General features: G+C 63.1%; 9 protein-coding genes. 2 read left to right on the top strand and 7 right to left on the bottom strand.

Features of this window, described 5'->3' with window-relative positions; genetic code table 11:
* Positions 1–150: 150 nt before the first annotated feature.
* The 3 genes from EL340_RS11195 to EL340_RS11180 form a co-directional block, all read right to left on the bottom strand.
* The gene (locus tag EL340_RS11195) at positions 151–1,113 is read right to left on the bottom strand and encodes an IS630 family transposase (RefSeq protein WP_232022928.1); all 963 of its coding nucleotides are present in this window, start codon (positions 1,111–1,113) and stop codon (positions 151–153) included.
* Positions 1,114–1,919: 806 nt separating this feature from the next.
* Positions 1,920–3,017 carry a bile acid:sodium symporter family protein gene (locus EL340_RS11185; protein WP_126414621.1) on the bottom strand — a complete coding sequence of 366 codons (1,098 nt, stop codon included), beginning with the start codon at positions 3,015–3,017 and terminating at the stop codon, positions 1,920–1,922.
* 184 nt (positions 3,018–3,201) lie between these two features.
* Positions 3,202–3,909, bottom strand: a complete 708-nt coding sequence (locus EL340_RS11180; protein WP_126414620.1) for a nucleoside/nucleotide kinase family protein — start codon at positions 3,907–3,909, stop codon at positions 3,202–3,204.
* Positions 3,910–4,397: 488 nt separating this feature from the next.
* On the opposite strand from EL340_RS11180, the gene EL340_RS11175 reads away from it, so the two are divergent.
* Together EL340_RS11175 and EL340_RS11170 are read left to right on the top strand one after the other, a co-directional pair.
* The gene (locus EL340_RS11175; protein ID WP_232023040.1) at positions 4,398–6,899 is read left to right on the top strand and encodes a DUF7926 domain-containing protein; all 2,502 of its coding nucleotides are present in this window, start codon (positions 4,398–4,400) and stop codon (positions 6,897–6,899) included.
* 368 nt (positions 6,900–7,267) lie between these two features.
* Positions 7,268–8,755 (top strand): sugar porter family MFS transporter, encoded by a 1,488-nt coding sequence (locus EL340_RS11170; RefSeq protein ID WP_126414618.1) that lies wholly within the window; start codon positions 7,268–7,270, stop codon positions 8,753–8,755.
* Between the two features lie 36 nt (positions 8,756–8,791).
* Here the strand turns inward: EL340_RS11170 and EL340_RS11165 are convergent, their stop codons facing one another.
* From EL340_RS11165 to EL340_RS11150, 4 genes are all read right to left on the bottom strand, one after another.
* A complete protein-coding gene (locus EL340_RS11165; protein ID WP_232023311.1) occupies positions 8,792–9,163 on the bottom strand; it encodes an ImmA/IrrE family metallo-endopeptidase in 372 nt (123 codons plus the stop codon).
* Positions 9,164–9,323: 160 nt separating this feature from the next.
* Complete coding sequence (locus EL340_RS11160; RefSeq protein WP_126413947.1) at positions 9,324–10,862, bottom strand: IS1634 family transposase; 1,539 nt, start codon at positions 10,860–10,862, stop codon at positions 9,324–9,326.
* A gap of 315 nt (positions 10,863–11,177) precedes the next feature.
* On the bottom strand, positions 11,178–11,495 hold the full coding sequence (locus EL340_RS15540; RefSeq protein ID WP_232023039.1) for a HigA family addiction module antitoxin: 318 nt from the start codon (positions 11,493–11,495) through the stop codon (positions 11,178–11,180).
* Positions 11,496–11,654: 159 nt separating this feature from the next.
* Positions 11,655–14,189, bottom strand: coding sequence for a S8 family peptidase (locus EL340_RS11150; protein ID WP_126414617.1), 2,535 nt, complete (start codon positions 14,187–14,189; stop codon positions 11,655–11,657).
* Positions 14,190–14,192 lie beyond the last annotated feature (3 nt).

The following is a 14,192-nucleotide window of genomic DNA, read 5'->3' as shown; positions in this document are numbered from 1 at the left end:
CAATAACGGCTGTCTATGTACGACCGCAGGATGTTCACAAGATCAGGACTGTGCTTCGTAAGCATCTGCGTTCGGGACAGCGCTCCATCCACTTCACCAAAGAGCGGCCGGAAGTACGTAAGGCTGTGATATAGTGGAGTTTAAACGAGATTATTTTGTGAGTCGGTAGGGGAACTTGTTTGCCTGGATGAAGGTCTCGAATGCTTGTCGGGTTTGGGGGAATGTGGCTCTTTGGTGGTTGCTGATACTGTCCTTTGCTTCTTTCCAGACGTGCTCGATGGGGTTCTCGTCGGGGCTGTAGGCGGGTAGGTTGATCAGGTGGATCCTCTCGAGGTTCTTGATGGTCTTGAGGCTGTTTGTGAGCTTTGCTGAACGGTGCCAGGAGGCGTTGTCCCACACGATGACGATCTTCTTCTTGTCGGGGTGCTTCACGGTCAGGTCGATCAGGGCCTGGGTGATGGTGCCGGTGTCCTGCCAGTCGAGGGTCATCAAGTCGACGGTGCCGTCGGTCTCGTGCAGGAAGCCGATGTAGGACTGGGCCTGGCGGCGGCGGTCGACCTCCAGGCGGGCGGCGTCCCCCCGGCGGATCCACGCCCTGCGCACGATCGCCTCGTGCTCGATACGCACCTCGTCGGCGCACACCACCATCACCTCGGGATCGGACCACTTGCGGACGATCTCGGAACGGATCTGGCTCATGCGCTGGTCAACGTCCGCCTGGGGCGGGCGGCGCTGGTCAACGGTCTGGGGGCGGTGGAAGGACAGGCCCGCCATGTGCAGCAGGAACCGGTAGGAGGCGGCAGAGGCGTACTCCACCTCGAAGTGGTCGTAGACCCAGGCCGCCAGATGGGGCACGTCCCAGAACCCGATGGGCAGGCCCTGCTCCGACGGGGGCCGGGACAGTACCCCGGCCACCTCCTGGCGCTGGGTGGCGGTGAGCCTGGAGGCGTTGAGGTTGCCGGCGTGACCGGTGTGGATTGAGGCCAGGCGGTACCGGTTCCACTCCCGAGCCCAGCTGCGCACCGTCTCGGGCGTGCGCTCGACGACCTGGGCCACGACCGCGGTATCCACACCCTTGGACAGCAGCACGACCGCCTCGGACTTCAAACGCATCAACCTGTAAGGCGCCTGGTGCTTATAGCCCTGCAAAACAGTCCACTCATCATCACTAACCACGACCCTGTCCATCCCAGCATGATATTCCGCCCTCGACCCGAGAGCTCACACGAAACGCCGACAACACAAGAGACGACAACAAAAGAAGCCAGCACCAGCAGCCAAGCACCCCACGAGAAAGCGACACCCCCACATCGGACGCCCCACGAATACCCGATCACCAACCCAACAACAAAACCAGCAACACGAATCTTGTTTTAATCACACTATAGCAGACATAGCTAAGATGCCGATCAAGGCCGAACTTTACAAAGTGGCGGAGAAACATCGGAAAGCTCGTTCAATATGCCTGCAAGCGTTGGCTGAGACTCTGCGGGACGGGAAGTGTCAACAACTGGTTCTCGACCAGAATGATTCGGTTTGTCAGTCTGACCGGAGAGTCCTACGCAGTGCCCTTGGCCCTGGCTGGAGCGGTACATACGACCACTTCCACGATCATCAAGAGGCTCTCCTGTGGCTGCCGGATGCCATCAGCTGGTGCTGGAATAAGGGAGGAGCGTGGCGAGCCAGGCTCTCTGACATAGATCTCAAGATTGTGCCGTTGGCTAGATGATGCGCAAAACCCGGCTCGCCCACCGTCCGGAAGGCTGCCGGGTCTACTTCACAGGGCTACTGCCCTGAGCAGTTCAAGGATAGGTCATCGGATGGAGAAGTGCCAGTGCTTCAGTGGGGCTGGTGTTGATCGGCCGCTCGCATGAGCCCCCTGCCTAGGGTGTGCTGAGATGTTGCTTCACTTGGCATCGTCAAAGTTCTGTAGGCGACGACTCCTCGATGCGACGGCGCAGTTCGCGCACGGTGGCGTGCGGGTCCTCCCCGGCCGGGAACCCGCGCAGGCGCCAGTACATGGCCAGCAGGGAGCCGGTGATCGTGTGCCAGAAGGTCGCCACCGCACAGGGGGCGGCCACGGCTGCGCTCAGGTATTGCAGGGCGAGAGTCGAACCGAGCCCCGCGTTCTGCAGGCCCACCTCGATGCCGATCGTGCGCCGGTCGGCCCGCGAGACCCCGAAGGCTCGCGCCACGGCGTAGCCCAGGGCGTAACCGGTCGCGTTCTCCAGAGCGATCGCGGCGAACATGAGCGGCCCGGCGGTGGCTATGAGTGGCTGACTCTTGGAGGCCACCGCTGCCACCACCGCAGCGATGGCCACGACCGAGACCCACGGCATCGCCGGCTGGATCCGGGCCACCTGCTTGTGGAAGAAGACATTGCAGGCCAGGCCCGCCCCCACCGGCAGCAACACGATCTGCACGATCGACAGCGCCATCGACCCGGCCGGTACCTGCATGTAGGTTCCGGCCAGCCACAGGGTCAGCAGCGGGGTGATGATGGGTGCGAGCATCGTGGAGAATGCGGTCATCGACACCGATAGCGCCGTGTTGCCCTTGGCCAGATAGCTGACCACGTTCGACGTCGTCCCGCCGGGCACGCAGCCGATGAGGATGATGCCCACCTTGAGCTCGGGGGACAGCGGCAGCAGGTTCGCCACGCTCCAACCCACCAGCGGCATGACCGCATACTGGCTGAGCACGCCCAGAATGACTGGCTTCGGGTGACGGGCGATCATCGTGAAGTCCGGGATGGATAGGGTCATTCCCATCCCCAGCATCGTGATGGCCAGCAACGGCGTCATGTAACCGGCCAGTGGCACGAAGGTGGAGGGCGAGAAGAAGGCGGCGAGAAAGGCGCCGAACATGATGAGCGGGAAGACCGTCACCGCGATACGGGCGCTGCGATCCCGTCTCTTCTCGGAGGCTGCGTCGGCGGATGCCTCGACGCCGGAGGCAGCAACTGCGGTCGGCTTTTCGGAGCGCGGTGCGGTGTCGGCGTCGGTAGGGGCTGTCATGGGATGCCTCGGATCATCGGTGGAGCATCAGCGGGGATATGCCCGGCGACAATAGTCCGAGGAGTGAAAGATCGTCGTCTCAGTCCACCGTACGGACGCGCCTGAGGCCCCGGAGCAACCTGTCAAACGTGACGTGCATCTGTGAGCCCCGGGCTGCCGACGCCGGTGCGGACCTACCGAGACGCTACTCGAGTTCGTCGTCAGCGTCGTCGTCGGAGTCGGGCTCCTCCTCGGGCTCGCGCCACACCTCGTCGCAGCGGTGGACGCTCGTGGCGATGAGCCGGGCGTTGGGCAGGTCCACCGTGCGCACCCAGTGACCGGCGTCGAGCGCGCTCTTGCCGAAGTCCTCGTGCCGGTTGATGAGCCGCACCACGAGCACCTCCTCGGGCACGTCGATATGGATGAGCAGGTCGATCCGCTCACGCACCGCACCCCAGCCGCGCGTCTCCAAGGCCAGGTAGTTCCCCTCGGTGATGACGACGCCGGTCCCGGAGACGATGCCCCCAGCCGCCACCGGCTCGTGCAGATCGCGTCGGTACACCGGGACGAGGACCTGATGGGCGCCGTCGGCCCGCACCCGATCCAGAGTCGCCAGGTAGCCCTCGACGTCGAAGGTGTCCGGTGCGCCCTTGCGGTCATGGCGACCCAGCTCGTCGAGGACGGCGTCAGACAGGTGGAAGCCGTCCATGGCGACGAGCCCGGCGAAGATGCCGGCCTCCTTGAGCTGGTCCTCCAGATCCGCAGCAATCGTCGATTTCCCCGATCCGGGTGCCCCGACGAGCCCGACGACGAAGCGCTCGGGCGCAGCGTCGTCCGTCAACTGCTGTGAGAGCTGGTCGACGAGGCTGCTGACAAGGGTGGCGGTTTCGCCCACCCGCACCGTAGGGCTCATGGAACTATTATCTCAGTCAACTACCTGACTGAGATGCGGATGCTGTATCTGTATCCATTGTGATGCCTTGATGGCCGGGCGTCGGGGAGCAGATGCGGTGACGTAGGGAAAAAGGGGTGGAGGGCGCTGATTCGCCCATAGCCTCGCTCGGGTGTGCAGTGCTGCGGTCATGTTCGTCGTCGTTGGGCCGGGGGTGTCGGGGTGGAGGTCTTTGACGGCGATGCGGGGGAGCCTGGAGACGGTGGTGCGCTTTAGCAGGTTGAAACCTGATGGCCGCACAGTCGTGACTGTAGATGAGACCTGTGCTACTGAAGCTCGTCCCCGGGGAATCTAGATTCAGGTAAACGCCAGCTTATCTCCAGAATCTTCTCGAAAGGTCGCCCGTGTCTGCCATCCCTATCCCCAGAGTGCTTGGCACTCCCGCGCGTGCGGTAGGCGCGCTTGTCGCACTTGTCGCGCTCGTTGCCACGCTCCTGACGGTCCTGCCCATGCAGGCCCGAGCCGCCAACAACCCGTCGATCGCCGTCTCCGGCCTGTCACTCGTGGTCTCCAACGCCAACGGAGTCGAGGAGCCGGACAACACCTCGGTCAAGGTCGATGACATCCTCAAGCTGAAGTTCGCCTGGGATGCCCGCAATGCCAAGGTCAAGAGCGGCGACTCCTTCCGGATCCAGTTGCCCAAACAGCTCCGCAACCGCGAGCGCCTCTCCGAGCCGATGAAGGTCTCTCACCAGGGCGCGGAGCATACTATCGGTGAGTGCGCGATGGACGAGCGCACCATCACCTGCACCTTCAACGGCACTCTCGACACCATCGTTGGCCAGGGTTTTAATGAGCTGCGGGGTGACGGTTCGGCGCTGGTGGTGGCTTCTCAGGCTAGCGATTCGGCCAATGTGACCATCGATGCCAACGGCAAGCAGACCGAGGTGCCTGTGCCCGGCGGCAAAATCTCTGAGAACGTTGGCCTCAACTACACGCCGGAGAGGCTGCGCAAGTGGGCTTTCGACGTCACCAGCACCTCCAAGGCGGTGGACTGGGAGCTGACCTTTGGACCGGACCAGGTCAAGGCTGCCCTCGAGAAGAGTGGTGGCTCCCTGACGGTGGACGGCAAGACTCGCTCGACCGTCACCTTCACCGATCAGCTTGGCCCCGGACAGGCCTACGTCCAGACCAAGAGTGAGTGGAAGCTGAACATCGGTACCGCTCAGGGGAGAGAGGGCCTCTACGGCCAGGTCACCGACGCCAGCGGCACTGACCTGGACACCAGTCAGGGCGACTTCGACCTCGACGTCACCATCCAGGGCAACACCGCCACCATCACTGTGACCGGCCCCTTCGCCCCACAGACCAACTACCACGTCTACTACGCCTCGACCCCCACCACGGCCGACGGCGTCGTCCAGGCCGGCGTGGAGTACACAAACAAGGCCTCCGTGGTGGGTGCCGACATGGAGAGCTCCTACTCGGTGTACTACTCCAAGTCCTTCACCATCAACGTCGTCATGAAGCCGGGATTCGGCGGACTGGACATTACCAAGCTCCTCACCGGGTCCGAGACGGCCAAGGTGCCGGCCGGCACCACCTTCGAGGTGGGCATCAACTACACCCTGCCCGGCGGTGCCGACGTGGACACCTACCCGGGGTGGAAGGCTCCGGGGACCGTCAACCAGGCCCGCACCGGTGGCGACACCTCCATGACCGTCACCGTCGGTGAGAAGGCCGTGTACAACGGCACCTTCCCGGTCGGAACAGTCCTGGCCCTCAAGGAGGACACGACGACGGCCTCGACCACTCCCGCCGGCGTCGTCTGGGGCAGCCACACCTTCGCAGTAGGGGACCAGAACACCAACAGCCTGACCGTCGAGGACCAGAAGTCTACGGCCGTGACGCTGCGCAACTCCGCCGATCCCGCCGCTGTGGAGGAGGGTGACTTCACGGTCACCAAGGCTCTGGCCGGCGACGGCGACTTCAGCAAGTCCACCTTCGAGTTCACCTACACCTGCACTGACGGCACCGAGGGGTCGCTGACGGTGACCGGAGCTGCGACCTCGGAGAAGTCCAAGAAGGTCAAGGCCGGATCGACCTGTACCATCACCGAGGACAGCGCCAAGGCCACCCAGGGCGGCTACACCCTGACCGCCCCGACTGCGCAGACCGTGACGATCGCCAAGGACCAGACGGCCCAGGTGACGATGACCAACACGTACGCCCGTGACATGGGCACCTTCTCGGTGACCAAGGTCGTCACCGGTGTCGAGTCGGTGGACAATGAGTTCGCTTTCTCCTACACCTGCGATAACAACGTGAAGGGCATGGTGAAGGTTAAGGCCGACGGCGCTGCGGTTTCCGGCCCTCAGCTGCCCGTGGGCACCACGTGCACCATCGAGGAGGACGCACAGTCCGCCGCGGTCAAGGGGTACACCCTGGAGGCGCCCGCCTCCCAGACGGTGACCATCAGTGAGAAGAACCAGGTGGTGGCCACGACCTTCACCAACACCTACACGGCCAAGCCCTCGCCTTCTCCGTCGGCGAGCGAGTCCCCGACGCCCAGTGCCTCGCCGACCCCCAGCGAGTCGGCGACGCCGAGCACCTCGCCGTCCGCCAGCGAGTCGGCGACGCCGAGCGCCTCGCCGTCTCCGTCCACCAGTGAGTCGGCTTCGCCTTCTCCGTCGGCGAGCGAGTCCCCGACGCCCAGTGAGTCTCCGACGCCTGGTGACACTCCGGACCCGAGCGAGTCCTCGACGCCGTCGCCCAGCGAGTCGCCGTCTCCCGATCCGAGTGACTCCCCGGACCCGAGCGACCCAGCCACACCTGGCGACCCCTCCTCGCCGAGCGATACTCCGCCGGCCGTACCCAGCGATCCGGCGACGCCCGAGGATCCCTCTGGGGGTCCTCTGGCCAGTACCGGTGTCAGAATCGGTCTGCCGTTGGCGGTCGCCGTACTCGCCGTCATGGGAGGTGCCCTGCTGGTGAGCCGCCGCCGCGCCTGAGGTCGGACGCCAACCCCCACCTCCCATAGGGGCACGCCCCCGAGCATGCCTGAGTCCTAGGACCAGGTGGGCTCGGGGGCGTTGTCGTCGGCAAGCCATGACATCAATCGGACGCCTTCACCACAGGCCGGCGCCGGTAACGGCTCCGGTCCGAGTGGAGACTCCCGCCACTCGAATCAATCGACCGAACGTCAAGGACTTGGGTCCCGGCCGTGCGCCGTCGAACCGGGGTGGAGGCGAGGGTGGGGAAGAGGGCGGCGAAACAGTCGCTGTGGCGTCAGACACGGCCGTAGCCTGAGGGGGTCCGCCATGCCGCACGGCACGAAACGAGTGCCGTGCGCGACTCTTCCGACGTCAGGAAACACACCATGGCAGAGCCTTCCCCGTCATCGCAGTCGTCATCCTCTCAGCCACCAACCACCTCCTCCCCAGCGTCGACGAACTCGGACGATCCGGTTTCGACCGTCAGCCGCATCAACGCCCGGATCATCGGCATCTGCGTGGCCGCGGCCCTGGGTGGGTTCCTCTTCGGCTTCGACACCGCCGTCATCAACGGCGCCGTCGATGCCCTCTCCGACCAGTTCGCCCTCAGCGATGCCCTCAAGGGCTTCTCCGTCTCCTCAGCACTCATCGGCTGCACCGTCGGCGCCTGGTTCGCCGGGCCGGTCTCCAACCGGCTGGGCCGAGTACCGGTCATGCTCATCGCCGCCGTTATGTTCCTGGCCTCCGCGCTCGGATCAGGGCTGGCCTTCGGCGTCATCGACTTCATCGTGTGGCGCCTGGTGGGCGGCCTGGGAGTGGGGGCGGCCTCCGTCATCGCCCCGGCGTACATCGCCGAGGTCTCCCCGGCGAGTGTGCGCGGTCGCCTGGGCTCCCTCCAACAGCTGGCCATCGTCATCGGCATCTTCTCCTCCCTGCTGGCCGACGCCTGGTTCTCCGGACAGGCAGGCGGGGCTGCCAAGGAGCTGTGGCTGGGGATGGAGGCCTGGCGCTGGATGTTCATCGCCGAGGGGCTGCCCGCCCTCATTTACGGGCTCTTCGCCTTCCGGCTGCCGGAGTCCCCGCGCTTCCTTGTGGCGCGCGGCGACTACGACAAGGCCTCCCAGGTCCTCTACGACTTCACCGGCATCGTCAACGTCAATCTCAAGATCGAGGAGATCCGCTCCACCATCGACTCCGAGAAGCGCGAGTCCCTGTCCGACCTGCGCGGCTCGGCGCTGGGCCTCAAGCCGATCGTCTGGGTGGGCATCCTGCTGTCCGTCTTCCAGCAGTTCGTGGGCATCAACGTCATCTTCTACTACTCGACGACGCTGTGGCGCACCGTGGGCTTCGAGGAGTCCGACGCCCTGACCATCACGGTCATCACCTCGGTCACCAACATCGTGGTGACGATCGTGGCGATCCTCCTGGTGGACAAGGTGGGACGCCGACCCATGCTCCTGGCCGGCTCGTTGTTCATGACGATCTCCCTGGGGCTCATGGCCCTGGCCTTCTGCTTCGCCAATGTCAGCGGCGGCGAGGTCACCCTGGAGGCACCCTGGTCGCCGATCGCGCTGGTGGCTGCCAACCTGTTCGTCGTGGCCTTCGGGGCCACGTGGGGGCCGCTCGTGTGGGTGCTGCTGGGCGAGATGTTCCCCAACCGGATCCGTGCCGGGGCGCTGGCGGTCGCGGCGGCGGCCCAGTGGGTGGCGAACTTCTTCATCTCCACCACCTTCCCGACCTTCTCCAGCATCAGCCTGACCTTCGCCTACGGCTTCTACGCCGTCTTCGCACTGCTGTCGCTCCTCTTCGTCTTCTTCCGGGTGCCCGAGACCAAGGGCAAGGAGCTCGAGGAGATGGAGGAGTTGGTGGTCTGAGGCGAGCTGGAACCTACGCAGCCAGGCTCGTGATCGTCACCTTCCGCTTGAGGCAGTGCCCCCAGGCGTAGTCGCCGGTGCGATGCTGCGCCTGTCCCAGCACGATGCTGGGGCGATCCCTAGCTCCTTGGCAAGTGCTTTCACCTCATCGAGGTTGCGATGACGAGGGAGCATGTCCTCGTAGTCCTCCGGAACGAGGAAGCGGGAGGCGTAGGCGTCGGCCTCCTTCTCAAGGGCGTCATGGTCATCGTTGAGGTAGAGGCCATTCGACTCATGGAGAAGGACGTGAGCGATTTCGTGGAAGAGCGTGAACCAGAGCTGGTCGTCGCGCTTCCACAGATCCGAGAGCTGGATGAGGGGGTGCCCATGGATCCAGCGGGTAGCACTTTGGGTGCCGAGCCCCGGCATCGATGGAACCAGTGTGAGTGCCACTCCGCAGTCGCGCAGAAGAGCCTGGGCTCTCTGAATGGCCTGCACGGGATCCTCGACTGTGAGGGAGCGGAGCTCGGGAAGGGCTGCTTCCAGCTTGTCACGATCGTAGGCGGGGAAGTCTCCTACCTGAGTTGGCTCATTTAGTGTCGTGGTGGATGTTGTTGAGGGCTTGGATGAGGTCGGGTGGGAGTGGGTCGGCGGCTGTGAGGGTGTGTCCGGTGATGTTGATGGTGATGGTGCGGTAGCGGCGGGCGGTGGTGATCAGGCGTCTGATGGACCAGCCGGTGGTGTTCTCCAGCCATCGGGCCATGGCCAGGGCGGCGGTGACGATGGTCAGGTGGGCCTCGATGGACTGGCGCAGGTGGTGGTAGATGGGGCGTGCTCTCAGGTCGGACTTGGACATGCGGAAGGACTTCTCGATGTTGTACAGGCGGTGGTAGGCACCGATGACCGTCTCGGGGTCGGGGTTGGGCAGGTTGGTGACGTATCCCTTCCACCCGGCCAGGGTCCGGGCCCGTGTCTCCAGGTCGCGGTTGATGCTCCTGGTGGCGCCGGACAGGTGCACGAAGCGGTTGCGTTTGACGGGGATCTTTCCTGCGACGGCTTTCTCGGCCTTGGCGACCTGGGTGTCGATCCCGTGTAGCGTGCGTCGGGCCCTGTCGGCGCTGTAGCGGTAGTAGATGGTCTCGTCACGGCGCTGGTCGCTGGCTCCGGCGGGCCAGGGCTGGGTCAGGGTCAGCCCGTCGGGGACGTCCTGGTCGGGGTGGTTGTCGTGCCAGGAGCTGATCACGTGGGGGACGCGTGAGGTGCGTGAGCCCAGCACGTAAGACAGGCCGGCTGCCTCCAGGGCCTGCTTGTTGGCGGCGCTGATCATCCCGGCGTCGGCGACGACCACCACGTCGTCGAGGTTGTAGGCGTTCATGAAGTCGTTGATCGTCGGGATCATGGTGGCGGTCTCGGCCTTGTTGCCCTCAAAGGCCTCGGCCCGTAGAGGGAACCCGGTCTCGTCGGTGAGCAGCCCTACCGTGATCTGCGGCTCCAGGCGTCTTTCCTTCGAGAAGCCTGGCTCGCGGAAACCGTCGGCCTTGTCGGTCTCGAAGTACAGGGTCGTCACGTCGAACAGGACCAGCGAGGCCCGGTCGATGCGGGCGCGTCCGGCCAGCAGGCGCGACAGGCCCCGGGTGAACTCCTCAGCGGCGTAGCGGGGCAGATGACGCTTGACCGTGGCGTAGGACACCGGCGTCAGACCTGCCTCGGCCAGGACCCGCAGGGAGTCCTGCTTGCTGGTCGGCTCGATCAGCCTGGCGGTAACGAGCTGGCGGAAGACCTCGTCAGCACCACCGAGCCCGTCCAGGCCCACTGCCTTCCAAGCCGCTTCCAGCGTCTCCAGGAGCACTCCCATCCGGTTGGAGGTGATCGGCGCTACGCGCCCGGCCCCAGCCAGCGCCTGCGGTCCCTTTCCCCCGACGTCCGTACCGTTCAGGCCCGGCAGGTCAAGGCTGAGCTGGCCAGCGTTGAGACGCTGCCTGGCGACCTCCTTAAGCGCCGCCAGCTCAGCATCGTCATGGGCTGAGCCGATGTGCTCGATGCTGCGGGCTCCTTTGCGGGAGGAGTACACGATCTGCACCGCACGGGCCCCCGACGCCGTCCTGACCGCGCGAACGTACGGACTCATACCCCCACGTTAGTGCGCACCCCCACCCACGCAACCCGCACAATCCCAACCACAACCACACCCCCAGCGACCCAACCACCCCGCAATGAGCCAAGTCAGGTCCTAGGGTGCAGTTTCGTTCCGCAGCCCGGAGCCAGGTGGCCAGGCGGTGGGGGTCATGGCGCCCGACGGCGGAACGGCGATACGCGACGGCGCCCTGTTTCCAGGTGGCTTGGAAAGCGTTCATCGAGGAGATACCGAAGAACTGGAGCAGCCCCCGCACTGTCCCGCTTTGTCGCTGGCAGGCGCGGTGATGAATGAGTGCTTGCGAAGGTACTACCCCAGGGGGAACTCCTTGGCGCGGTCGTACTGGGTGACCAGCTTCGCGTCCGCAGCCTGGCGGGCTAGAGCCGCCTGGTATCCGGTCTCATGGAGGTTCCAGATGCGGGCAGGAACACCGGCGGTGTTCTCCAGCCTGAGCGCCATGTCGTGGCTGAGTGGGACTTTGCCTCGGAGCAGCTCGCTGACGTGCTTTCGGCTCACATCAAGTCGGCGGGCAAGCTCAGCGGCATTGATGCCCTCCTCTTCCATCCACTCCTCGATGAAGTCCCCGGTAGGCACGACGTAGTCGGGGCGTGTGGGGTTCATGGTCATGCCTGCCTTCCTTTCAGGTGCGTGGTGGTCGAGTGGTAGTCGACGATCTCGATGACGTAGGCGACGACAGGAGTGCCACCTTCATCGGTGACGACGAGTCGCCAGTTGGCGGTGAGTCGGGCTTGGTTGATTGTCGGGGCTTGGATCTGCGTAAGCCTGTCATACCTCGATGGGCACGGCGGTGACGGGGACGCTGAGCTGTGTAGCGATCGGTGTATAGAGATCGGCTCCCTGTGCGGAGGTGCTCAGCGAGACCAGGAGTGCGTACCGGACGGGTAAGTCACGGGGGTCACGTCGATTGTTGTTCTTCCACCAGCCACCGACGGGGTAGACGGCGATATGGTCGCATGCTGCGAGTTCTGCGCCAGTGCCCTGCCACTCGTCCTGGTGGAGTGAACCGTAGTGTCGTGCCCGCGTGCCGAGTAGCCAGTGATTCGAGTGGCTATCTGTGGACGAGTAGTCCTCGTCCTCCTCTTCCCGAGCCTGTCGATTCACTCTGGCGAGAAAGCCCTTCACGTTGATGTCGGTTGGGGCTTTGAGGTCGAAGCGGAGACCGTAAGAGGCATACGTGTACTTCCCCTTCCAGCCGCGCCGTGTGGCGGAGGGCTCGATGAAATAGGACAGCGTAATGCGTAGGTGCACGTCGGCTTCGCCAAGTGATTGAAGGACGTCGCGAGGCCAGGGCAGGGAGTGAAGCCGAAGCTCCCGCATCGCATACGTCTCATCGAAAGGGCAGAACTCGTCCTGAACCACCATGGTAACTGCACGGTGAGATGACGTGAGGACCGCTTCCTCCGTCGGTACTCCCCACCCGTACCGACGCAAGAGCCGAGCTCGACCGCTCTTGGTCTCGCATGCATCCAAATGCGTGCGCATCCGCTCGGTCCACCTGGCCTCATGAACCAGAAGAGCCCGTACGGTCTCCGGCCAGTAGGAGGGGTAACGGCTCATGGTGAGTGCCGCTAGCCGTGCGGCTTGCGCGGTAGCGGCGCTCGTCGCATTGGCCGATGTCAGGTCCACATCGTTCCTGATGCCGGTGGACCTGAGAGAAAGAAGAGGGTGCTTGGGTTCTGCAAAACTCTGCCTGTCCAAAAGAACGTTGCCGCCCTCCAGGCATATCTCTGGCTTGATGGGCCATGGTTTGTCGCCAAATAGTAAAGAGGTCCGGCTGTGGGGGGAGAGTTCTCCGGCGGGTGCTACCAGAGAGTAACTATGAAAGCTTGGGTCGCTCGGAACCTGATCGAGCTGAGTAAAAGCACCAACCGTTAGTGCATTCCATGACTGTCCGGGATCTCGGATTGGGGACATGTCTGAGTTGTCTAGGTGATTGATCGTGTAGGAGTTCGCGTCCACGTTCGCTGCAGAGACGATAATGAGACGTTTTGCATCAGGGTCTGGTTTCGAGATGAGAGAAAATCCGTCACTGTGAACTTGAATATCTGTGCCTACGGCGAGGGCGTCTACCGTTGCCGACCAGAGTGTCGGCCAGCCGGGGTTGGTGTCAGACTTTGTGCTGACAGGCATGCAGAAGGTGCGTCGACGAGAGGGCCCAGCCTCCGGAATGGAAATCGCATGAATGGTGGCGCTGGCATAGTCACGCTGCTGAGCTCCTGCAGGAGTGGGGAAGATTTCTACAGACTCTAGGCGATGCTTTAATCTGATTGTTTGTGTTCCTAGAAGAAGATCATCCAGGTGCTCACCGTAGAGTGCAATTCCTGCCATTGATGTGCCATGGCCGTGACGATCATGACCGGTTGAATCTGTGAAGATCGAGTGCTGGTCGCTGCTTGCCAAGGATCCCTCGAGGAGGGCGTGCGCTCGGAAGGCTCCGGAGTCGAGGTGGCACACAACTGGAGCCCTTACTTCCGCTGGAATAACCCTTGTGGAGAAATCAAGAACATATTCGAATTGCTCACTGTCGGAGAGGTCCTCGATAGTGTCAATGAACGAGGGTGTGCGAATCTCAGTGAAAGGCAGATCTGTTACAACAAGTGTCTCAAGTTGTTGTCGTGTGGCTCGGATGTGCACGATCAACGAGTCTCCTATTCGTAACTGTCGATCAGAGATCTCGAGACTAAATGACTTTATAATGCGCTCGAGCAGACCTGGGCGCTCTCGGCGCTGGTCAAGCCACAGTTCCCACCAGATCGCTCCCCCGTAAGGAGGATTTCCTTCTGATGTCCACAAGTCATTGAGATAAGTTTCCCGAATGTGAGAAATATTGGCAATCAACGCATTGTTTTTAGGTTGATTATTTTCGTCGCTGGTGGCGAGATAGTTCTCAAAAAGCTTAAAAAACTGGTGTCGAAAATCGTCGGCAACCCATATATTGGCTCGTTCAGGAGAGTCCTCTGTGGCAGGGTGAACCGATAGAAGAAGCCACTTCGGTTTTCTTGATGTCTTACCTTTCCGCGTCAACTGTGTCAGAGAGTCAAGTTTCAGTTCGAAGTCGGCGCTGACGCCCTCAAGTGTTAGGTACGTCCCATTGGCTTGTAGTACCGGGTCAAGATCCCGGGAGTCTCGGGCTTCCTGTTCTTTCGTAAATACGGTATCAATCTCTTCGATGAGACGCTTGCCGTGAGTATCGCGATCTACGGGTCTGATAGCCGTCTTTCCCATGCCGCGTGCGGCTCGTGGCCTGGATTCAACATAGCCATTGACGTACAGGTGGTCGAGGCGGGGTGACTCGGGCATGAC

Source organism: Actinomyces viscosus (genome assembly GCF_900637975.1).
GTDB classification, from domain to species: Bacteria; Actinomycetota; Actinomycetes; order Actinomycetales; family Actinomycetaceae; genus Actinomyces; species Actinomyces viscosus.
This window is presented reverse-complemented; position numbering and strand designations above follow the sequence as displayed.